Genomic DNA, 20,458 nt, shown 5'->3' on the forward strand with positions numbered 1-20,458 from the left:
AATAATAACGAAAGAGATGAGAACAATGACGACAAAACTTACCACTGATGCTGTCCCTGCTCCCGACGTCGTGCGCTGTGCCTACATGGAAATTCAGGTCACGAACCTTAAAGCCGCACGCGAATTTTACGTCGATATCCTCGGCCTGGTCGTGACCGCCGAAGAGGATAAAACCCTCTATCTGCGTTCGATGGAGGAGTTTATTCACCATAACCTGGTGCTGCGCGAAGGCCCGGTCGCCGCCGTGGCGGCGTTTGCTTTCCGCGTGCGCACGCCGGAAGACGTCGATCGCGCCGAAGCGTATTTCAAGGCGCTTGGCTGCCGTACCGAGCGTCGGGTGAACGGGTTCGCCAAAGGCATCGGCGATGCGGTGCGGGTAGAGGATCCGCTCGGTTTCCCGTATGAGTTTTTCTACGATGTGCAGCACGTCGAGCGTCTGGCCTGGCGCTACGATCTGTATACGCCGGGCGCGCTGGTGCGCCTCGACCACTTTAACCAAATCACCCCTGACGTGCCGCGCGCCGTGGAATACATCCAGGGGCTGGGCTTCCGCGTGACGGAAGACATCCGCGATGAAGACGGCGTGGTTTACGCGGCCTGGATGCGCCGCAAGGCGACGGTGCACGATACCGCGATGACCGGCGGCGCCGGGCCGCGCATGCACCACATCGCCTTCGCCACCCATGAAAAGCACAATATTTTGGCCATCTGCGACAAGCTCGGCGCGCTGCGCAAATCCGATTTGATCGAACGCGGCCCCGGCCGCCACGGCGTCTCCAACGCGTTCTATCTCTACCTGCGCGATCCCGATGGCCACCGGGTGGAAATCTACACGCAGGATTACTACACCGGCGATCCGGACAACCCGACCGTGACCTGGGACGTGCATGACAACCAGCGCCGCGACTGGTGGGGCAATCCGGTGGTGCCGAGCTGGTACACCGAAGGATCGCTGGTGCTGGATCTCGATGGGCAGCCGCAGCCGGTCATCGAGCGCAGTGCGCCCAGCGAAATGGCCGTCACCATCGGCGCAGACGGTTTTTCCTATACCCGCGAGGGCGATACGGAAAAAGGTTTCAAACTTGGCAATACGCTGTAAATGCCGCTGCGCGGGCCGCGCCCGCGCCTATGCGCCGTCTGGAGAACGCTATGCCCCATTTTTACGCTGAATGTACCGACAACATCCGCCGCGAGGCGGATTTGCCCACCCTGTTCGCCAAGGTCAACGAGGCGCTGGCGGCGACCGGCATCTTTCCGCTGGCCGGCGTGCGCAGCCGCGCCATCTGGCTCGACACCTGGCAGATGGCCGACGGCAAGCAGGATTACGCCTTCGTGCACATGACGCTGAAGATCGGCCACGGCCGCAGTCTGGAAAGCCGGCAGCAGGTGGGCGAGATGCTGTTTGCGCTGATCAAGGAACACTTTGCCGCGCTGATGGCGCAGCGTTACCTGGCGCTCTCTTTCACCATGGAAGAGCTGGATCCGGTGCTGAATTACAAACAGAACAATGTCCACGCGCTGTTCAACAAGGCGTGAATAAGGGGTCGTACATGCTGGATAAAGAGCAGATTAACCGCGCCGTGCAGCGCCTGCATCAGGCGGAAAAGAGTCGTGAGCAGATCCGCGCGCTGTCGCTCGATCATCCCGAGATCACCATTGAAGACGCCTATGCCATTCAGCGGCAGTGGGTGGCGCTGAAGATCGCCGAGGGGCGCACGCTCAAAGGCCACAAGATCGGCCTGACGTCGCGCGCCATGCAGGTGAGCTCGCAGATCACCGAGCCGGACTACGGCGCGTTGCTGGACGACATGTTCTTCAACGACGGCAGCGACATTCCGATCGACCGCTTTATCGTGCCGCGGGTGGAGGTGGAACTGGCGTTCGTGCTGGCCAAGCCGCTGCGCGGGCCGAACTGCACGCTGTTCGACGTCTACAACGCCACCGACTACGTCATTCCGGCGCTGGAGATCATCGATGCGCGCAGCCACAACGTCGATCCCGAGACGCAGCGGCCGCGCAAGGTGTTCGACACCATTTCCGACAACGCCGCCAATGCCGGGGTGGTGATGGGCGGGCGGCCGATCAAACCGGATGCGCTGGATCTGCGCTGGATCTCCGCGCTGCTGTACCGCAACGGCGTGATTGAAGAGTCCGGTGTAGCGGCCGCGGTGCTCAACCACCCGGCCAACGGCGTGGCCTGGCTGGCCAACAAGCTGGCGCCGTATGAGGTGGAGCTGGAAGCGGGACAGGTGATCCTCGGCGGCTCCTTCACCCGGCCGGTGCCGGCGCGGCGCGGTGATACCTTCCACGTCGACTACGGCCCGATGGGCTGCATCAGCTGCCGCTTCGTCTAATAAGCAGGTCCGGCGAACCGGGCCGCAATAACCGGGCGGGGGCCACGCGCCGCGCCCGCTTGTCAGGGAGAATGCGATGTTAACCAACCACTTCAAGCGTGCGCTGCAGGAAAAACGCCCGCAGATCGGGCTGTGGCTCGGGCTGTGCAGCAGCTACAGCGCCGAGCTGCTGGCCGGCGCCGGTTTCGACTGGCTGCTGATCGACGGCGAACATGCGCCCAACAACGTGCAAACGGTGCTGGGGCAGCTGCAGGCGGTCGCGCCTTACCCGAGCCAGCCGGTGGTGCGGCCGCCGTGGAACGACGCGGTGATCATCAAGCAACTGCTGGACGTCGGCGCGCAAACCTTGCTTATCCCGATGATTCAAAACGCCGAACAGGCGCGCGACGCGGTGCGCGCCACGCGCTATCCGCCGCACGGCGTGCGCGGCGTCGGCAGCGCCCTGGCGCGCGCTTCACGCTGGAACCGGGTGCCCGATTACCTGCAGCAGGCCGATGAGCAGATGTGCGTGCTGGTGCAGATTGAAACCCGCGAAGCGGTGAAAAACCTCGACGCCATTTTGCAGGTGGAAGGGGTGGACGGCGTGTTTATCGGCCCGGCGGATCTCAGCGCCGACATGGGCTTTGCCGGCAATCCGCAGCACCCGGAGGTGCAGCGCACTATCGACGACGCCATCGCGCGCATCCGCGCCGCCGGCAAGGCGCCGGGCATTTTGATGGCCAACAAGGTACTGGCGCAGCGCTATCTGGAGGCCGGCGCGCTGTTCGTTGCGGTGGGGGTGGATACCACCCTGCTGGCGCGGGCGGCGGAAGCCCTGGCGGACGAGTTCAAACAGGGCGGGGCGCAAGCGCCTTCATCGGGAGTCTACTGAACCATGAACCACGTCGATTCGCTGCCGCCGGCCAACCCGGCGCAGCAACATAAAGCGTTAACCGCCGCCGAGCAATCGGTGATTAAAAAGTTGTTTCGGCGCCTGATCATTTTCCTGTTCGTGTTGTTTGTTTTCTCTTTCCTCGATCGTATCAACATCGGCTTCGCCGGGCTGACGATGGGCAAAGATCTCGGCCTCAGCTCGACCATGTTCGGGCTGGCGGCGACGTTGTTCTATGTCACCTACGTGATCTTCGGCATTCCGAGCAACATGATGCTGAGCCGGGTCGGCGCGCGGCGCTGGATCGCCACCATCATGGTGCTGTGGGGCATCGCCTCCACCTGCACCATGTTCGCCACCGGGCCGACCAGTCTGTACGTGCTGCGCATGATCGTCGGCATCACCGAGGCCGGCTTCCTGCCGGGCATTCTGGTGTACCTCACCTACTGGTTCCCGGCGTTTTACCGTGCCCGCGCCAACGCGCTGTTCATGATCGCCATGCCGGTGACCATGGCGATCGGCTCGCTGGTCTCCGGCTATATCCTGGCGCTGGACGGGGTGATGAACCTGAAGGGCTGGCAGTGGCTGTTCCTGCTGGAAGGCATTCCGTCGGTGCTGCTGGGCGTGGTGGTGTGGTTCTATCTCGACGATACGCCGGCCAAGGCCAAGTGGCTGACCGACGAGGAAAAAGCCAGCCTGCAGGCGATGATGGCGGCCGACAAGCTGCAGCTGGTGCAACCCAATGGGCCGAGCAGCCAGCGTGCGCTGCAACAGCGCAGCCTGTGGCGCGAGATCTGCACGCCGATCGTGCTGATGTACACGCTGGCCTATTTCTGTCTGACCAACACCCTGAGCGCGATCAACATCTGGACGCCGCAGATCCTGCAGAGCTTTAACCAGGGCAGCAGCAACGTGACGATCGGCATTCTGGCGGCGATCCCGCAGATCTGCACCATCGCCGGCATGGTGTGGTGGAGCAAACGATCAGACAGGCTGCAGGAGCGCAAGCATCACACCGCGCTGCCGTACCTGTTCGCCGCCGCCGGCTGGCTGTTGGCGTCCGCCACCGATCACAGCCTGATCCAGCTGCTCGGGATCGTGATGGCCTCGGTCGGCTCCTTTACCGCCATGGCGATCTTCTGGACCACGCCGGATCAGTCGATCAGTCTGGAAGCGCGGGCGGTAGGGATCGCGGTGATCAACGCCACCGGCAACATCGGATCGGCGCTCAGCCCGCTGCTGATCGGCTGGTTCAAGGACATGACCGGCAGCTTCAACTCCGGGCTGTATTTCGTTTCGGCGCTGTTGATCGTCGGCGCCGTGCTGGTGTGGCGCATTCCGATGAAGGATTCGCGCCCGAGAGCCACGCCTTGATGCGCAAGTGGGCATGATTGCAGGAGGTCATGAGGTGCGGAAAAGTACCGGCTTTATCGCCAACATCGATATTTGCAAAGAGTATGACGCGCGCTACGCCGCCGACGAGGTGCACTACGAAACCTTCGCCGGGCTGGCGGCATTCTTCGGCCGCGACATGCAGGTGCACTGGCACGACTGCTTCTTCCAGGTGCATTTCCTGGAGACCGGCAAGATAGAGCTGCAGCTCGACGATCAGCACTATTCGGTGCAGGCGCCGCTGTTCATCCTCACGCCGCCGTCGGTGCCGCATGCGTTCTTCACCGAACCGGACAGCGACGGCCACGTGTTGACGGTGCGCCAGGAGCTGATTTGGCCGCTGCTGGAGCGCCTGTATCCCGGCAGCAACCTGGCGCTGGACATGCCGGGCATCTGCCTGTCGCTGGCCGACGCGCCGCAGGAGCTGACGGCGCTCAGCCACTACTGGGCGCTGATCCGCCGCGAGTTCGGGCAGAACCTGGCCGGGCGCGAACAGACGCTGGCGCTGCTGGCGCAGGCGGTGTTCACGCTGCTGCTGCGCAACACCGCGCTGGAAGACAGCGCCAACAGCGGCGTGCGCGGCGAACTGCAGCTGTTTCAGCGGTTCAACAAGATGGTGGACGAGCGTTTTCGCGAGCACCTGCCGGTACCGGAGTATGCGCAGGCGCTGGGGGTGACCGAATCGCGGCTCAACGACCTGTGCCGGCGCTTCGCCAACCGGCCGCCCAAGCGGCTGATCTTCGATCGGCTGCTGCGCGAGGCCAAACGGATGCTGCTGTTCAGCGCCTGTACGGTGCATGAAACCGCCTACAGCCTCGGCTTCAAGGATCCGGCCTATTTCGCCCGTTTTTTCAATCGGCTGGAAGGCTGTTCCCCCTCGACCTACCGCGCGGCGCAGCACGCCCTTTCGTAACCGCGATCACAGTTTGCCGCGAAAGCGGCAAACTGACCTGAAAAGTACCGGCGATTGCCGCAAAAGTCTCTTCTCGAAACCGGCTTTGGCAGCTTCAATTAAGCAACCAAAAGAAAACATTATTTTAACAAATGGCCGGCTCCACGGCCTGAAAAATGCCGATGACGAGGAAGACCCGATGAAACCAGAAGACTTTCGTGCCGACAGCAAACGCCCGTTCACCGGCGCCGAATACCTGAAAAGTTTGCAGGACAGCCGCGAAATCTACATTTACGGCGAGCGCGTGAAAGACGTGACTACGCACCCGGCGTTCCGCAACGCGGCGGCATCAGTCGGCCAGCTGTACGACGCGCTGCACGATCCGGCCAGCCAGGATCGCCTGTGCTGGAACACCGACACCGGCAACGGCGGCTATACCCACAAATTCTTCCGCTACGCCCGCAGCCCGGAAGAGATGCGCCAGCAGCGCGACGCCATCGCCGACTGGTCACGCCAAAGCTACGGTTGGATGGGGCGCACGCCGGACTACAAGGCGGCCTTCGGCTGCGCGCTGGGCGCTTACCCGGAGTTCTACGGCCAGTTCGCCGACAACGCGCGCCACTGGTACAAACGCATTCAGGAAACCGGGCTCTATTTCAACCACGCCATCGTCAACCCGCCGATCGACCGCCACAAGCCGGTCAATGAGGTGAAGGACGTCTACATTCAGGTGGAGAAAGAGACTGACGCCGGTATCGTGGTCAGCGGTGCCAAAGTAGTGGCCACCAACTCGGCGTTGACCCACTACAACTTCATTGGCTTCGGTTCGGCGCAGGTGATGGGCGATAACCCGGACTTCGCGCTGATGTTCGTGGCGCCGATGGACGCCGAAGGGGTGAAGCTGATTTCACGCGCCTCCTATGAGCTGGTGGCCGGCGCCACCGGATCGCCGTTCGACTACCCGCTCACCAGTCGCTTCGACGAGAACGACGCGATCCTGATCATGGATCATGTACTGATCCCGTGGGAAAACGTGCTGATCTACCGCGATTTCGACCGCTGCCGCCGCTGGAGCACCCAGGGCGGTTTCGCCCGGCTGTTCCCGCTGCAGGCCTGCGTGCGCCTGGCGGTGAAGATGGACTTCATTACCGCGCTGTTGCAAAAAAGCCTCTCGTGCACCGGCGTGTTGGAGTTCCGTGGCGTGCAGGCGGATCTGGGCGAAGTGGTGGCCTGGCGCAACCTGTTCTGGTCGCTGAGCGACGCGATGTGCGCCGAAGCCACTCAATGGGAAAACGGCGCCTACCTGCCGGATTCCGCCGCGCTGCAAACCTACCGCGTGATGGCGCCGATGGCCTACACCAAGGTGAAACACATCATCGAGAAGAACGTCACCAGCGGCCTGATCTACCTGCCGTCCAGCGTGCGCGACATGAACAACCCGGAGATCGACAAGTACCTGGCGCGCTACGTGCGCGGATCGGACGGCATGGATCACGTCGAACGCATTAAGATCCTCAAGCTGATGTGGGATGCGATCGGCAGCGAATTCGGCGGCCGTCACGAGCTGTATGAGATCAACTACGCCGGCAGCCAGGATGAGATCCGCCTGCAGTGCCTGCGCCACGCGCAGGGATCCGGCAACATGGATCGCATGATGCAGATGGTCGACAAGTGCCTGGCCGATTACGATCAGCACGGCTGGAAGGTGCCGCACCTGCGGAACAATGACGATATTAATCAGTTGGATAATCTGCTGAAGTAATTCAGGAGGAGGTTGTATGTCTCAGGAAAATGAACAGCGCCTGCGCTTTCGCGACGCCATGGCCAGCCTGTCGGCGGCGGTGAATATCGTCACCACCGACGGCCCGGCGGGGCGCTGCGGCATCACCGCCACGGCGGTGTGCTCGGTAACCGATACGCCGCCGACGCTGCTGGTGTGCATCAACCGCAACAGCGCGATGAACCCGGTGTTTCAGGAAAACCGCAGGCTGTGCGTCAATGTGCTCAACCACGAGCAGGAGCTGATGGCGCGCCACTTCGCCGGCATGACCGGCGTCAGCATGGAAGATCGTTTCCGGCTGGAAGAGTGGCAGCTCGGCGCGCTGGGGCAGCCGGTGCTGCGCAATACTCTGGCCAGCCTGGAAGGGGAGATCGAGCAGATCCAGAGCATCGGCACCCACCAGATGTACCTGGTGCAGATCAAGCAGATCGCGCTGAGCGAAGCCGGTAATGGCCTGATCTACTTCAAGCGCAACTTCCATTCGGTGATCCATCAGATGGCGGTGCCGGCCTGAGGCGTTGGGGCGCAGCAGGCTGCGCCCCGCATATCAACTCTTGTTGGCCGCCAGATCGCTCACCAGGCGGTTGACCGGATCGCTCATGTTGGTGAACTTGCTCAGCTCCGAGCGGGTCACCACCACGAACACCCCGACGTTTTTCGCCGGGATCATCGCCATGTAGGTAATGAATCCGCCGCCGCCGCCGGTCTTCTGAATGATGCCCGGCAGCCCATCCTTCGGCGCCATATACACCCAGCCCAACCCCAGCGCATCCGCTTGCCCCGGCACGTCCATACCCTTCAGCGACACCAGATCGTGGCGCTGGAAGTACATGGTTTGCTCGCTGGCGGCGGTGGCTTTGCGCGGGCCGCTGGCGCTGGAGGAGAGGAACTGCTGCATCCAGCGCTGCATGTCGCGCGGGGTGGAGTAGACGCCGCCGCTGCCGGCCGCGGCGGTGGTGTCGCGGCAGGCGCTCGGGCCGGCCGCCGCCACCATCAGGCGCGAACATTGTTCAGGGCTCGGCGTCAGCGTGGTATCCACCATGCCGAGCGGCGCGGTGATGTTCTCTTTCAGCAGCGCGTTGTAGGGTTTGCCTGCGGCGCGCGACAGCGCATCGGCCAGCAGATCGTACGCCAGGTTGGAATAAGCGGCGTGTACGCCCGGCGGCACCGTGACGTTGGCATGCGCCAGCCATTGCCAGCGCTGGGCCTTGGTTGGCCAGGTGAAGACCGGCGTTTTAGGCGGCTTCTTGCCCGGCTGCTCGCGCGGCAGCGCGCTGGTGTGGGTGGCCAGGTTCAATAACGTGATCGGCTGGCCAGCGTTGTAAGCCGGCACATAGGCGCCTTTGGGGGCGTACTTGCGCAGCGGATCGGTCAGTTTGACCTGGCCTGCCGCCGCCATTTTCACCATCACTTCGCTGGTCATCAGCTTGGTGATCGAGGCGATGCGGATCAGCGAATCCGGGCGCGGGCGCAGGTTGTTGCCGGGCTTGGTGTCGCCAAAGCTGCGGTTAACCACCTGATTGCCGTCGATGACCACCAGCGCCATACCGGTGGCGCCGCTGTTGTAGAAAATATGTTCGGCATACTGGTCGACGATTTGCGAAGCCAGCAGCGGGGGCGCGGCCTGCACGGCCAGCGGCGCGGCGCACAGGCCTAGCGCCAGCAATAAAGCGGAGACAGAGTTCTTCAACGGTCGTTATCCATTTAACAATGCAGCGGGGAAAGGGCTTATTCGTCGCCCAGTGTAATGCCCCCAGGCCCCGGCTGCATGTAGAAAAAAGAGCGGTGGCGATAAAATTTTTTCACCGCCGGTGGCGCTACTGCGCGCGGGCGAAAATGGCGATCACTTCGTCCAGATGCGCCTTCATCGCCTTGCGGGCGCCGCGCACGTCGCGCGCTTCGATCGCCGCCAGGATCGCCCGGTGTTCCAGCTCGGAGCGGTGCGGCATGTCGTCCGGCGTATAGTGGCGCTGCAGCACGCGGAACATGCTGCCGTAACGGTGGCCGAGCAGGTGGCCGATGATGAACGCATAGGCCGGGTTGCCGCTGGCCTGGGCGATGCGGATGTGGAACAGCCGATCGCCGGGGTGGGTGGCGGAACCGGCGCGGTTATCGCGGCAGTTCTGTTCATAGGCGGCGCGGATACCCGCCAGCTCTTCGTCGGTGGCGTGGCGCGCGGCCAGCGCGGCGGTCTCCGGTTCGATCAGCAGGCGGGTTTGCAGCAGAGAAAACGGCGGCAACTCGGCGTTGAAATCCAGCTCGATGTTCAGTTCGTCGTCGATCTCCGCCCACTGGTTGCGGCCGGCTTGGGCCATCACCGGCTCCTGCGACGGCGCCAGCGGCGTTGGCGAGCGCACGATCACCCCGTTGCCGACCTTGACGTCTACCAGGCCGATCACTTCCAGCGCGATCAGCGCCTCGCGCACTGACGCGCGGCTGACCTGCAATTGCTGGGCGAGATCGCGCTCCGAGGGCAGACGGCTGCCCGGCGGAAATTCGTTATTTTCGATAAGACGTTTGAGTTGGTCAGCTATCTGTCTGTAAATTCTTGGGTTTTCCAGTCGGGTAATCGGCATTTTTGACCTTTGACGATTCGGCGTTCAGTGATTTGGCGCACAATTATGCGATAAGGCGCTTGAGTAATCGTTATTCAAGTGTAAAAAAATGGTTAATTGAAATGCGGTTTCAAGGCTGTTTTTATTAACTTCTTCCCCCAACGATAACGCGTAAAGCGTCTTTTGTCATGTTAGAGGCCTGACCTTTAACCGCCTTTAATGGCCTGATCATTAGACCTTTAGGCCGAGGAGTCAAGATGGATTTAACCAGGAAACGCGTACTGATCACCGCCGCCGGGCAAGGGATCGGTTTTACCACCGCCAGGCTGTTCGCCGCCGCCGGCGCTGAAGTGATCGCCAGCGACATCAACATCGAGCGCCTGCAGGGCTCCGCCGGGATCCGCGCGCTGACGCTGAACGTCACCGATCCGGCCGCCATCGCGGCGGCGGCGGAAGCGATCGGCCCGATCGACGTGCTGTTCAACTGCGCTGGCGTGGTGCACAGCGGATCGATCCTCGACTGCAGCGAAGATCAGTGGGCGTTCGCGCTCGATCTCAACGTCACCGCGATGTTCCGCATGATCCGCGCCTTCCTGCCGGGCATGTTGGCGCGCGGCAAAGGCTCGATCATCAACATGTCTTCGGTGGCCTCGAGCGTGAAAGGGGTGCCGAACCGCTTCGCCTACAGCGCCAGCAAGGCGGCGGTGATCGGCCTAACGCGCTCGGTGGCGGCGGATTACGTCACCCAGGGCATCCGCTGCAACGCCATTTGCCCCGGCACGGTGGAATCGCCGTCGCTGCGCCAGCGCATCGCCGAGCAGGCGCGCGAACAGGGGCGCAGCGAGCAAGAGGTGTATCAGGCGTTCGTCGCCCGTCAGCCGATCGGGCGCATCGGCACCACCGAGGAAATCGCCCAATTGGCGCTGTATCTGGCCTCCGACGCCAGCTCGTACACCACCGGCACGGTGCAGATCATCGACGGTGGCTGGAGCAACTGAGCCGCCATTTTTGAGAGAGGAACGCATGAAACTTTTACGTTATGGGGAACCCGGGCAAGAGCGCCCCGGCATGTTGGATGAGCAGGGCCGCCTGCGCGATCTGTCGCAGCATATCGCCGACGTGGGCGGCGCCGCGTTATCGCCGGCGTCGCTCGCCAAACTGCGCGCGCTGGACAGCGCCGCGTTGCCGCTGGTCGAGGGGCAGCCGCGTCTCGGCGCCTGCGTCGGCGGCATCGGCAAGTTCATCTGCATCGGCCTGAATTACGCCGATCACGCGGCGGAGACCGGTGCGGCCATTCCTGAGGAACCGGTGGTGTTCAACAAATGGACCAGCGCGGTGGTCGGCCCCTACGACCGGGTGGAGATCCCGCGCGGCTCGCAGAAAACCGACTGGGAAGTGGAGCTGGGCGTGGTGATCGGCCTGGGCGGGCGCTACATCAGCGAAGCGGATGCGATGCGCCACGTCGCCGGTTATTGCGTGATCAACGACGTCTCAGAACGCGAATATCAAATTGAGCGCGGCGGCACCTGGGACAAGGGCAAAGGCTGCGACACCTTTGGGCCGATCGGCCCCTGGCTGGTGACCGCCGACGAAATCGCCGATCCGCACAGCCTGAACCTGTGGCTGGAGGTGGACGGCAAGCGCTATCAGGACGGCAACACCAGCACCATGATCTTCCGCATTCCGCAGATCGTCAGCTACCTCAGCCGCTTTATGAGCCTGCAGCCGGGCGACGTGATCTCCACCGGCACGCCGCCGGGCGTCGGCATGGGGCAGAAACCGCAGCCCATCTACCTGCGGGCGGGCCAGACGATGCGTCTGGGCATTGAAGGGCTGGGCGAACAGCGCCAGCAAACCGTACAGGCTTAACCGGGAGCGCCGCCATGACCACCATTACCGCACTGCGGGTTGAAGACATTCGTTTCCCCACGTCGCTGGGGCTGGACGGATCCGACGCCATGAATCCGGATCCCGACTATTCCGCCGCCTACGTGATCCTGGAGACCGATCGCGCGGATCTCAGCGGCCACGGACTGACGTTCACCATCGGCCGCGGCAACGAGATCTGCTGCGCGGCGATCCGCGCGCTGGAGCATCAGATCGTCGGTGAGCGGCTGGAGACGATCGCCGCCGATATGGGCGCCTTCTGGCGGCGCTTCACCAGCGACAGCCAGCTGCGCTGGATCGGGCCGGACAAAGGTGCCATTCACCTGGCGACCGGCGCGGTGGTCAACGCGGTGTGGGATCTGTGGGCCAAATCGGTCGGCAAACCGGTGTGGCGGCTGGTGGCAGAGATGACGCCGGAGGAGCTGGTACGCTGCATCGACTTCCGTTACATCACCGACTGCATCACGCCGCAGGAAGCGCTGGCGCTGCTGAAACAGCGGGCCGAGGGCAAAGAACGGCGCCTGGAGCGGCTGCTGCAGGAGGGGTATCCCTGTTACACCACCTCCGCCGGCTGGCTGGGCTACCCGGACGACAAGCTGCGCCGCCTGTGCCAGGAAGCGGTCGACGCCGGTTTCTCCTACCTGAAGCTGAAGGTCGGGCGCGATCTGGAAGACGACATCCGCCGGGTGCGCATCGCCCGCGAGGTGATCGGCCCAGATCGCCGGCTGATGATCGACGCCAACCAGGTGTGGGAAGTGGACGAAGCCATTCCGTGGGTGAAGCATCTGGCGTTCGCCAAACCCTGGTTTATCGAAGAGCCGACCAGCCCGGACGACGTGGAAGGGCATCGCCGCATCCGCGAAGGGGTGGCGCCGGTCAAGGTGGCCACCGGTGAGATGTGTCAGAACCGCATCATGTTCAAGCAGTTCATCATGCGTGGCGCGGTAGACGTGGTGCAGATCGACGCCTGCCGTCTCGGCGGCGTCAACGAAGTGCTGGCGGTGATGCTGATGGCGGCCAAATACCAGCTGCCGGTCTGCCCGCACGCTGGTGGCGTCGGGCTGTGCGAGTACGTGCAGCACCTGTCGATGATCGACTACCTGTGCATCGCCGGCACCCACGAAGGCCGGGTGATCGAGTACGTCGATCATTTGCATGAACACTTTGTCGATCCCTGCGTGATCAACGGCGCGGCCTACATGCCGCCGAGCCGTCCCGGCTATTCGATCGAGATGCATCCGTCGTCGATCGAGCAGTATCGGTTCCGCGGGTGAGGCGGGAGGATCGCATGCCGCGCATCGACGCGCATCAGCACTACTGGCGCTATCACCCACGGCACTACCCGTGGATCGACGAGCGGATGCGCGTGCTGCGGCAGGATTTCGATCCGCCCCGGCTGCGGCCGCTGTTGCAGGAACACGGTTTCGACGGCGCGCTGGCGGTGCAGGCGCGCCCCAGCGAGGACGAGACGCTGGCCCTGCTGGCGCTAGCTGAGCAGAGCGAGGGCGTATGCGGCGTGGTGGGCTGGCTGGATATCGCCGCGCCGCAGCTGGCGCAGCGCCTGGAGGCCTTGCGGCCTTACAGCGCGCTGCGCGGGGTGCGCCATCAGGTGCAGGACGAAGCGGATCCGGCGGCCTGGCTGGCGCGGCCGGAGGTGGAACGCGGCATGCAAACGCTGCAGCGCGCCGGGTATGTGTACGAGATCCTGGTGACGCACCGGCATCTGGCGGCAGCGGCGGCGTTCGCCGCCCGCCATGACGAACACTGGCTGGTGCTGGATCACCTCGGCAAGCCGGACATCGCGCGCGGCGTGCGGCACTGGACGCAGCAAATCCGGCCGCTGGCGGCGCTGCCGCACGTGGCCTGCAAGCTCTCGGGGCTGATCACCGAGGCGCCGGGCGGCCGGTGGCGGGCGGAAGAACTGCTGCCGTTCTTCGACGCCGCGCTGGAGGCGTTCGGCCCGGAGCGGCTGATGTTCGGCTCCGACTGGCCGGTGTGCCTGCTGGCCGGCGACTACCGCCAGGTGGTGCAACTGTGCGAACGGGCGCTGTCGACGCTGGGGGCCGCCGAGCAGGCGGCGATTTGGGGCGGCACCGCCTGGCGAATTTACGGTTTAACGGAGTCTGGTTATGGATCTGTATCTGCAAGATAAGGTGGTGCTGGTCACCGGCGGCGGTGCCGGCATCGGCGCGGCGATTGCTCATGTGCTGGCCGAGGAGGGGGCGATCCCGGTGCTGGTCACCAACGCCGCGCCGGAGGCGGCGCTGCTGGCCGATTTGCAGCGGCTGCAGCCGCGCACCGAGGTGATCCTCACCGAGTTGTGCGACGAGGCGGCCTGCCGCCGGGCGGTCAGCCAGACGCTGGCGACCTTCGGTCGCATTGACGGACTGGTGAACAACGCCGGGGTCAATGACGGCGTCGGGCTGGAGGCGGGGCGTGAAGCGTTCGTCGGCTCGCTGGAGAAGAACCTGGTGCACTACTACCTGATGGCGCACCTGTGCCAGGCGGCGCTGCAGGAGAGCCGGGGCGCCATCGTCAACATCGCCTCCAAGACCGCGCTCAGCGGGCAGGGGGGCACCAGCGGCTACACCGCCGCCAAGGGCGCAGTGCTGGCGCTGACGCGCGAATGGGCGGTGTCGCTGCGCCATGACGGGGTGCGGGTGAACGCGGTAGTGCCGGCGGAGGTGATCACCCCGCAGTACCAGCGCTGGCTCAACACCTTCGCCGAGCCGCAGCGGCAGATGGAGAAAATCACCGCACGCATTCCGCTCGGGCAGCGCATGACCACGCCGCAGGAGATTGCCGATACCGTGGCGTTTTTGCTGTCGTCGCGGTCATCGCACACCACCGGGCAGTGGCTGTCGGTGGACGGCGGCTATCTGCATCTCGATCGGGCGCTGACGTGAGCAGCGCGGCCGCAGCGCGGCGCCGTTTCTGTCAGGCGCTCGATCTGATTGACTCATCGGCGCTGATTGCGGAGTACCAGCAGCATCATCAGCGCATCTGGCCGGGCATCGCCGCGCATTTGCGCGAGCACGGCATTCTGGACATGGAGATTTACCGGTTGGGCACCCGGCTGTTCATGATCGTGGAGGTCAGCGCCGATTTCGACGCCGCGCGTTTTGACGCCGCCAGCCTGAACAACCCCGAAGTACAGCGATGGGAAGCGCTGATGTGGCACTACCAGGCCGCCACCCCCTGGACGCCGCAGGGCGAAAAATGGGTGGAAATGGCGCGGATTTTCTCTCTGCAACAGCAATAACGCCAACATCATCATCGCCAGACGATACGAGGGTATCACCATGCTTGCTGAAAAAAGTGCGGCCTCCGCGCAGCCGGGCGTCCCCGTGACCGCCAATCTGCGCTGGGCCTTTATCCTGGTCACCAGCCTGTTCTTCATGTGGGGGCTGTCCTATGGCCTGCTGGACGTATTAAACAAACATTTTCAGGAGACGTTGCACGTCACCAAGGCGCAGTCGGGGCTGCTGCAGGCGGCCTATTTCGGCGCCTATTTCCTGGTGGCGCTGCCCGCCGGGTACTTTATGGATCGCAAGGGCTATAAGGCGGGCATTCTGGTCGGGCTGTGCCTGTATGCGCTGGGGGCGCTGCTGTTCGTGCCGGCGGCGTCGGCCAACAGCTTCGGCGTATTCCTGTTCGCGCTGTTCGTTATCGCCAGCGGCCTGGGCTGCCTGGAAACGGCGGCCAACCCGTACGCCACGGTGCTGGGCGATGCGCAGGGCGCCGAACGGCGGCTCAACCTGGCCCAGTCGTTCAACGGCCTCGGGCAGTTTATCGGCCCGCTGATCGGCGGCACGCTGTTCTTCTCCGCCAGCCAGTCCACCGGCGGCGGCGATCAGAGCGCGGTGAAGATGACCTATGTGGCGATCGCCGCGCTGGTGCTGCTGATCGCGCTGTTGTTCAGCCGCACACGGCTGCCGGCGATCCGCGAAGAGGAAAAACCGGTGCACGGCGTGATAGCGCAGGGATTGTGGCAGCATCCGCATTTCGTCGGCGGGGTTATCACACAGTTCTTCTACGTGGCGGCGCAGGTGGGCGTCGGGGCGTTCTTCATCAACTACGCCACCGAGCACTGGCGCGAGGTGTCTAACCAGAGCGCCTCTTACCTGCTGTCGATCGCCATGATCTGCTTTATGGTCGGGCGCTTCTTCAGCACCTGGCTGATGGGGCGAGTCAAACCGGCGACGCTGCTGGCGGCCTATGCGCTGATCAACATCGCGCTGTGCGGCGTGGTGATGCTGAGCGTCGACGGCGTATCGGTGGTGGCGCTGATCGCGGTGTTCTTCTTTATGTCGATCATGTTCCCGACCATTTTCGCCCTGGGGGTGAAAAATTTGGGTAAACACACCAAGCGCGCCAGCTCCTTTATGATCATGGCGATCGTCGGCGGCGCCATCATGCCGTACTTTATGGGGGCGCTGGCCGATCGTTACAGCACCGCGATCTCTTATCTGCTGCCGCTGCTGTGCTTCGCGGTGGTGCTGGTTTACGGCCTGCGGCAGCGCCGCGCCTGATTCAACCCGGCGGCGAATCGGCCTTCGCCGCCGTTGCCAGCGCCTGCGGGCGGGTTCGTATCAGGATCGCCAACACCAATAGCAGCACCATGCCGGACAGCACGCCGTTTATCGTCAGGCCTCCGGTGTCCACCACCAGCCCACCCGCCAGCGAACCGCAGGAAATCGCCAGATTAAACAGCGCGATATACAGAGAAGAGGCGACCTCTACCGCGTCGGGGGCCGCCTTGAGCATCCATGCCATCAGTGAAACGGAAACGCCGCCGTAGGCGATGCCCCACAGCAGGAGGAAGGCACTGCCGCTCAGCGGCGCGTGGCCCAGCAGCGGCAGCAGCAGGACGGCGAGCGCCAGCCCGAGGGCGATCAGCGCCAGAGTGCGGCGCAGCCGTTTGGCGGCGGCCTGGCCGGCGATGAAATTCCCGGCGATACCGGCGACGCCGTAGGCGAACAACAGCGGCCCCACCCAGCGGCCCTCGATGCCGGCGACCGTCTGCAACAGCGGGCGAACAAAGGTGTAAGCCATAAAGTGGCCGGCGACCAGCAGAAACGTCAGCAGCAGCCCAAGGAGCAGTCGGCGATTCGCGCGCTGCGCGGTGAACGACCGCCAGCATATCGCCTGCGTGACCGGCAGCGACGGCAGCACGCACAGCAGCAACAGCAGGGTCAGCGCCGCCAGGACGGTGACGGCCAGAAACGCCATGCGCCAACCCAGCGCTTCGCCGAGGAGCACCCCGAGTGGCACGCCGAACACCGAGGCCGCCGCTACGCCACCGAAGATGACGGACAGCGCCAATCCGACGGAGGCCGGCGGCACCAGGCGTTCCGCCAACCCGCCGGCGATGGCCCAGATACCGCCGATGCAAAAGCCCAGCAGGATGCGCGCGGCGAACAGCAGGGCCAGGGAGGTGGCAGCGGCGGCCAGCAGGTTAGCGGCGATCAGCAGCAGCAGAAAGCCCACCAACAGGCTGCGGCGATCCGTGCGCCGGGCGCCCAGCACCACCAGCGGGGCGAACAGCGCGGCGAACAGGGCCGGCAGGGAAATCAGCAGCCCGGCACGGCCTATCGATGCGTTCAAGGTGCTGACGATCGGAGTCAGCAGCCCGACGGGCAGCATTTCTGCGGTGACGACGGTAAAGGTGGACAGGCCGACCGCGAAGGTCGCCAGCCAGGGTTTTGCGCCGCCGTCGGCGTGTAAGGCATTCATAAGGATCCTCCCAACAGATGAATAACCTCAGTGTATCCGCGCCAAAATGGCTGATAAACTGGCCTGATTGCGCAACATTGGGGACAAATCGTGGCTAATTTACCGTCTATGCCGTTGGATAACCTGACTGACCTGCTGGTGTTCATCCGCGTCGCCGACGCTTGCAGCTTCACGCTGGCGGCCGAGAGGCTGGGCATCTCCCGATCGGCGGCGGGCAAATGCGTGAACCGATTGGAGGAGCGATTGGCGACCCGGCTGCTGCAGCGCACCACGCGCAGCGTCAGCCTGACCGAAGACGGCGCGGTGTTTTACGAGTATGCGCAGCGCATCCTGTCGCAGGCCGAAGAGGCGGAAACGGCGCTCAATACGCGGCGGCAAACCCCGCGCGGGCGGCTGCGGTTGGATCTGCCGGTCTCGCTGGGGCGGTTGCATATCCTGCCGATTTTACGGGAGTTTTTGGCACAGTGGCCGGAGGTGGACGCCGACGTCAGCTTCTCCGATGAGTACAGCGATCTGGTGCGCGACGGCATCGACGTAGCTATCCGGGTCGGCGGCAGTGACGACAGCCGGCTGGTGCGGCGAGTGCTCGCGCCGCATCGCCTAATCACTTGCGCGGCGCCGGACTATCTGGCGCGCTACGGCACGCCTGCAACGCCGGAGGCGTTGGGCGATCACGAGACGCTGGTCTTCAGCCACCAGGGATTGCCGGCGCCCTGGCGCTATCGAGTTAACGGCCAACTGCACGAACAGCCGGTGCGCGGCCGGATGCGCTTCAACAACGTCGAGGCCTTGCGGGATGCCGCCGTTGCCGGGGCGGGTCTGTGCCAGGTGGGGGCGTTTCTGGTCGGCGAGCAGATTGCGGCCGGCACGCTGGTGCCGGTGCTGGAGCGCTATTGTCGCCCGGGGCCGCCGATCTGCGCCGTCTATCCCAGCCGGCGCCATCTCTCCCCCAAGGTGAAACTGTTTCTGACGGCGATCGAACGGCGCTGGCAGGGCAAGGCGATTTGGGAAACCGCTTAGCGCGGGCGATTCACGCCGCTTTCAAGGCCAGCGTTCGCTGCATTAAGCGGTAGCCGCCGGCCGCCACCAGCAGTACGACCAGGCCGGCCGTGAGCGTGACGCCAAAGCCGGCCGTTATCCCCGCAGCGTCGATCGCCAGGCCCGCCAATGCGGCGCCGAGTGCCACGCCTATCCCCAGGCCGGTGACCATCCAGGTCAACCCCTCCGTCAGCCGGGAGGGCGGCACGATGTTTTCAACCAGCCCCATGGCAACGATCATGGTCGGCGCAAAAAACAGTCCGGCGACAAACATCGCCGCCGCCAGCGTTAAGACATTGTGCACCCACAGCAGCGGCAAGGTGGTGAAAGCGGTGGCGAACGCCGCGTATAAGAACAGACGAGGCAAGGGGACGGGGATCTTCATTGCGCCGAAAATCAGCCCGGCCAGGCAGGAGCCGAACGCGTAAACCGACAGTACGATGCTGGCGGCGGCCGGCTGCCCTTGCTGCTCGGCGAAGGCCACGCTGATGACGTCCACGGTGCCGACGATGGTGCCGAGGGCGATCAGCGCCAGCACCAGGATCTGCATCGACGGCATGGTCAGGATGGCGCGCTGCCGCTGGTTATTGTGGGCGTAAACCGGGGGCTGGGTGCTTTTTTGCGCGGCGAATGCCGCAACGCCCGCCACCAGAAGCAGCGCGGCCACCAGAGGGCCGGCCTCTGGGAAGAGTGAAACGCTAAGCCCCACGGCGATCGGTGGGCCGACGATAAAGGCCACCTCGTCCAATACGGACTCGAATGAAAATGCCGTGTGCAGCTGTGGCGTGCCGCGATAAATTTCGCTCCAGCGGGCCCTGACCATCGCGGAGATGCTGGGCATGCCGCCCGCGAGCGCGGCGAAGACAAACAGAGTCCAGTCCGGTGCCCGATAGTGGGTGCAGAACAACAGCAGCAGCAGGGCGATCGCGCTGATCCCGGTGGCATACGGCAACACGCGGCTTTGGCCGTGACGATCCGCCGCGCGCGCGATTTGCGGCGCAAGCAGCGCCATGGAAAAGGCGAACGTCGCTGCCACCGCGCCCGCCAACCAATAGGAACCGCGTACCTGCGAGAGCATGGTGATGATGCCGATACCGGTCATCGAGACCGGCAGGCGCGCGATTAGCCCGGCAGAGGAAAACGCCTTGCTGCCCGGGGCGTTGAACAGTTTGAAATAAGGATTTGCCATGGAAAGGGCTCCGGAATGTTGGCGGCTCGGTATTCGCTCAATGTCCATCATTGACATACGCCACGTATGTTACGTTAATTGACATACATGGCGTATGTCAATTATAACGTCATCAATAATGAGGCGGAGTGGACCCATGGCACGTAAAGCGCGCACCGAAATGATTGAAGAAACCCGACAAAAGCTGGTGGCGGCGGCCCGCCGGCAGTTTGGCAGCGTGGGGTATGCCGAGACGGTGATGGATGATCTCACCGCCCAGGCCGGCCTGACGCGCGGCGCGCTCTATCACCATTTTGGCGATAAAAAGGGGCTGTTCCTGGCGGTGGTGCAGGCGATAGACTCGGAGATGGATGCGCATCTGGCTGACATAACCGCGAGTACTGCGGATGACTGGGAGGCTTTTGCGGCGCGTTGCCGCGGTTATCTGATCATGATGACGGAGCCGCAAGCGCAACGCATTCTGTTGCGTGATTCACCTTCGGTGCTGGGAGCTGAATATCTGCGGGCCAGCAAGCTGGCGTGCATCAGCTGGATGACGGGCGCATTGCAGGCCTTGATGGCGCAGCGGCGCATCGCCGTCGCCGAGCCGGAATCGCTGGCGCATTTAATCAACGGCGGCCTGATGGATGCCGCGCTGTGGGTCGCCCATCATCCGGAAAAAGACGTGGGGCTGGAACAAGCCTTGGTCAGTTTGAATCTGTTGCTGAACGGGCTGCGTTCCACCGCCGTATAGCCGTATAAGTGTTGATGTCAGCCGCCGCGCC

21 protein-coding genes are annotated in these 20,458 nt (G+C 63.9%); 17 read left to right on the forward strand and 4 right to left on the reverse strand.

The features are described 5' to 3' along the window. Positions 1–25: 25 nt before the first annotated feature. The 8 genes from hpaD (at position 26) to hpaC (ending at position 7,803) form a co-directional block, all read left to right on the forward strand. On the forward strand, positions 26–1,099 hold the full coding sequence (gene hpaD / locus N6G83_RS21195; protein ID WP_089180517.1) for a 3,4-dihydroxyphenylacetate 2,3-dioxygenase: 1,074 nt from the start codon (positions 26–28) through the stop codon (positions 1,097–1,099). A 50-nt stretch (positions 1,100–1,149) separates the two neighbouring features. Next, positions 1,150–1,536, forward strand: coding sequence for a 5-carboxymethyl-2-hydroxymuconate Delta-isomerase (locus tag N6G83_RS21200; protein WP_004933172.1), 387 nt, complete (start codon positions 1,150–1,152; stop codon positions 1,534–1,536). 14 nt (positions 1,537–1,550) lie between these two features. Continuing rightward, on the forward strand, positions 1,551–2,354 hold the full coding sequence (gene hpaH / locus N6G83_RS21205; protein ID WP_060434149.1) for a 2-oxo-hept-4-ene-1,7-dioate hydratase: 804 nt from the start codon (positions 1,551–1,553) through the stop codon (positions 2,352–2,354). A 76-nt stretch (positions 2,355–2,430) separates the two neighbouring features. Then, positions 2,431–3,225, forward strand: coding sequence for a 4-hydroxy-2-oxoheptanedioate aldolase (hpaI, locus tag N6G83_RS21210; protein WP_099816600.1), 795 nt, complete (start codon positions 2,431–2,433; stop codon positions 3,223–3,225). A 3-nt stretch (positions 3,226–3,228) separates the two neighbouring features. Continuing rightward, complete coding sequence (gene hpaX, locus N6G83_RS21215) at positions 3,229–4,599, forward strand: 4-hydroxyphenylacetate permease (RefSeq protein ID WP_260515890.1); 1,371 nt, start codon at positions 3,229–3,231, stop codon at positions 4,597–4,599. Positions 4,600–4,633: 34 nt separating this feature from the next. Next, entirely contained in the window at positions 4,634–5,530 is an 897-nt protein-coding gene (gene hpaA, locus N6G83_RS21220) for a 4-hydroxyphenylacetate catabolism regulatory protein HpaA (protein ID WP_038878427.1), read from the forward strand. Between the two features lie 178 nt (positions 5,531–5,708). Continuing rightward, positions 5,709–7,271 (forward strand): 4-hydroxyphenylacetate 3-monooxygenase, oxygenase component, encoded by a 1,563-nt coding sequence (hpaB, locus tag N6G83_RS21225; RefSeq protein WP_043136111.1) that lies wholly within the window; start codon positions 5,709–5,711, stop codon positions 7,269–7,271. A 16-nt stretch (positions 7,272–7,287) separates the two neighbouring features. After that, positions 7,288–7,803 (forward strand): 4-hydroxyphenylacetate 3-monooxygenase, reductase component, encoded by a 516-nt coding sequence (gene hpaC, locus N6G83_RS21230; RefSeq protein ID WP_004933156.1) that lies wholly within the window; start codon positions 7,288–7,290, stop codon positions 7,801–7,803. A 33-nt stretch (positions 7,804–7,836) separates the two neighbouring features. On the opposite strand, the gene ampH is transcribed toward hpaC, so the two are convergent. Next, positions 7,837–8,979, reverse strand: a complete 1,143-nt coding sequence (gene ampH / locus N6G83_RS21235; RefSeq protein WP_141971108.1) for a D-alanyl-D-alanine-carboxypeptidase/endopeptidase AmpH — start codon at positions 8,977–8,979, stop codon at positions 7,837–7,839. A 127-nt stretch (positions 8,980–9,106) separates the two neighbouring features. Further along, positions 9,107–9,865, reverse strand: a complete 759-nt coding sequence (locus N6G83_RS21240; RefSeq protein ID WP_025305190.1) for a FadR/GntR family transcriptional regulator — start codon at positions 9,863–9,865, stop codon at positions 9,107–9,109. A 236-nt stretch (positions 9,866–10,101) separates the two neighbouring features. Here N6G83_RS21240 and N6G83_RS21245 point away from each other — a divergent pair, with 236 nt between their 5' ends. The 7 genes from N6G83_RS21245 to fucP are packed head-to-tail and all read left to right on the forward strand — an operon-like array spanning position 10,102 to position 16,263. After that, on the forward strand, positions 10,102–10,842 hold the full coding sequence (locus N6G83_RS21245; protein ID WP_260515889.1) for an SDR family oxidoreductase: 741 nt from the start codon (positions 10,102–10,104) through the stop codon (positions 10,840–10,842). A gap of 25 nt (positions 10,843–10,867) precedes the next feature. Next, positions 10,868–11,713 carry a fumarylacetoacetate hydrolase family protein gene (locus N6G83_RS21250; protein WP_025305192.1) on the forward strand — a complete coding sequence of 282 codons (846 nt, stop codon included), beginning with the start codon at positions 10,868–10,870 and terminating at the stop codon, positions 11,711–11,713. A gap of 14 nt (positions 11,714–11,727) precedes the next feature. Beyond that, the gene (locus N6G83_RS21255) at positions 11,728–13,005 is read left to right on the forward strand and encodes an L-fuconate dehydratase (protein WP_025305193.1); all 1,278 of its coding nucleotides are present in this window, start codon (positions 11,728–11,730) and stop codon (positions 13,003–13,005) included. A 14-nt stretch (positions 13,006–13,019) separates the two neighbouring features. After that, entirely contained in the window at positions 13,020–13,883 is an 864-nt protein-coding gene (locus tag N6G83_RS21260) for an amidohydrolase family protein (protein WP_127146479.1), read from the forward strand. Beyond that, entirely contained in the window at positions 13,861–14,637 is a 777-nt protein-coding gene (locus N6G83_RS21265; RefSeq protein ID WP_043136096.1) for an SDR family oxidoreductase, read from the forward strand. The genes N6G83_RS21260 and N6G83_RS21265 overlap by 23 nt, the downstream gene beginning before the upstream one ends. Beyond that, positions 14,634–14,993 (forward strand): L-rhamnose mutarotase, encoded by a 360-nt coding sequence (locus N6G83_RS21270; protein WP_260515887.1) that lies wholly within the window; start codon positions 14,634–14,636, stop codon positions 14,991–14,993. Before N6G83_RS21265 ends, N6G83_RS21270 begins: the two co-directional genes overlap by 4 nt. A 40-nt stretch (positions 14,994–15,033) precedes the next feature. Next, on the forward strand, positions 15,034–16,263 hold the full coding sequence (gene fucP, locus N6G83_RS21275) for an L-fucose:H+ symporter permease (RefSeq protein WP_025305197.1): 1,230 nt from the start codon (positions 15,034–15,036) through the stop codon (positions 16,261–16,263). 1 nt (position 16,264) lies between these two features. Here the strand turns inward: fucP and N6G83_RS21280 are convergent, their stop codons facing one another. After that, a complete protein-coding gene (locus tag N6G83_RS21280; RefSeq protein ID WP_127146481.1) occupies positions 16,265–17,467 on the reverse strand; it encodes an MFS transporter in 1,203 nt (400 codons plus the stop codon). A gap of 108 nt (positions 17,468–17,575) precedes the next feature. Between N6G83_RS21280 and N6G83_RS21285 the strand changes: the two genes are divergently transcribed. Next, positions 17,576–18,487 (forward strand): LysR family transcriptional regulator, encoded by a 912-nt coding sequence (locus N6G83_RS21285; protein ID WP_127146523.1) that lies wholly within the window; start codon positions 17,576–17,578, stop codon positions 18,485–18,487. Between the two features lie 10 nt (positions 18,488–18,497). Here N6G83_RS21285 and N6G83_RS21290 read toward each other — a convergent pair whose 3' ends face one another. Continuing rightward, entirely contained in the window at positions 18,498–19,694 is a 1,197-nt protein-coding gene (locus N6G83_RS21290; protein WP_060448187.1) for an MFS transporter, read from the reverse strand. A 136-nt stretch (positions 19,695–19,830) separates the two neighbouring features. Between N6G83_RS21290 and N6G83_RS21295 the strand changes: the two genes are divergently transcribed. Further along, on the forward strand, positions 19,831–20,427 hold the full coding sequence (locus N6G83_RS21295; RefSeq protein WP_025305201.1) for a TetR/AcrR family transcriptional regulator: 597 nt from the start codon (positions 19,831–19,833) through the stop codon (positions 20,425–20,427). Positions 20,428–20,458: the final 31 nt, after the last annotated feature.

Source organism: Serratia sp. PL7 (genome assembly GCF_945957435.1).

What these genes read in the sequence shown, in the direction of transcription:
- hpaD (WP_089180517.1), top strand. Translation starts at nt 26, where the DNA reads ATGACGACAAAACTTACCACTGATGCTGTCCCTGCTCCCGACGTCGTG.
- N6G83_RS21200 (WP_004933172.1), top strand. Translation starts at nt 1,150, where the DNA reads ATGCCCCATTTTTACGCTGAATGTACCGACAACATCCGCCGCGAGGCG.
- hpaH (WP_060434149.1), top strand. Translation starts at nt 1,551, where the DNA reads ATGCTGGATAAAGAGCAGATTAACCGCGCCGTGCAGCGCCTGCATCAG.
- hpaI (WP_099816600.1), top strand. Translation starts at nt 2,431, where the DNA reads ATGTTAACCAACCACTTCAAGCGTGCGCTGCAGGAAAAACGCCCGCAG.
- hpaX (WP_260515890.1), top strand. Translation starts at nt 3,229, where the DNA reads ATGAACCACGTCGATTCGCTGCCGCCGGCCAACCCGGCGCAGCAACAT.
- hpaB (WP_043136111.1), top strand. Translation starts at nt 5,709, where the DNA reads ATGAAACCAGAAGACTTTCGTGCCGACAGCAAACGCCCGTTCACCGGC.
- hpaC (WP_004933156.1), top strand. Translation starts at nt 7,288, where the DNA reads ATGTCTCAGGAAAATGAACAGCGCCTGCGCTTTCGCGACGCCATGGCC.
- N6G83_RS21240 (WP_025305190.1), bottom strand. Translation starts at nt 9,865, where the DNA reads ATGCCGATTACCCGACTGGAAAACCCAAGAATTTACAGACAGATAGCT.
- N6G83_RS21245 (WP_260515889.1), top strand. Translation starts at nt 10,102, where the DNA reads ATGGATTTAACCAGGAAACGCGTACTGATCACCGCCGCCGGGCAAGGG.
- N6G83_RS21250 (WP_025305192.1), top strand. Translation starts at nt 10,868, where the DNA reads ATGAAACTTTTACGTTATGGGGAACCCGGGCAAGAGCGCCCCGGCATG.
- N6G83_RS21255 (WP_025305193.1), top strand. Translation starts at nt 11,728, where the DNA reads ATGACCACCATTACCGCACTGCGGGTTGAAGACATTCGTTTCCCCACG.
- N6G83_RS21260 (WP_127146479.1), top strand. Translation starts at nt 13,020, where the DNA reads ATGCCGCGCATCGACGCGCATCAGCACTACTGGCGCTATCACCCACGG.
- N6G83_RS21265 (WP_043136096.1), top strand. Translation starts at nt 13,861, where the DNA reads ATGGATCTGTATCTGCAAGATAAGGTGGTGCTGGTCACCGGCGGCGGT.
- fucP (WP_025305197.1), top strand. Translation starts at nt 15,034, where the DNA reads ATGCTTGCTGAAAAAAGTGCGGCCTCCGCGCAGCCGGGCGTCCCCGTG.
- N6G83_RS21280 (WP_127146481.1), bottom strand. Translation starts at nt 17,467, where the DNA reads ATGAATGCCTTACACGCCGACGGCGGCGCAAAACCCTGGCTGGCGACC.
- N6G83_RS21285 (WP_127146523.1), top strand. Translation starts at nt 17,576, where the DNA reads ATGCCGTTGGATAACCTGACTGACCTGCTGGTGTTCATCCGCGTCGCC.
- N6G83_RS21290 (WP_060448187.1), bottom strand. Translation starts at nt 19,694, where the DNA reads ATGGCAAATCCTTATTTCAAACTGTTCAACGCCCCGGGCAGCAAGGCG.
- N6G83_RS21295 (WP_025305201.1), top strand. Translation starts at nt 19,831, where the DNA reads ATGGCACGTAAAGCGCGCACCGAAATGATTGAAGAAACCCGACAAAAG.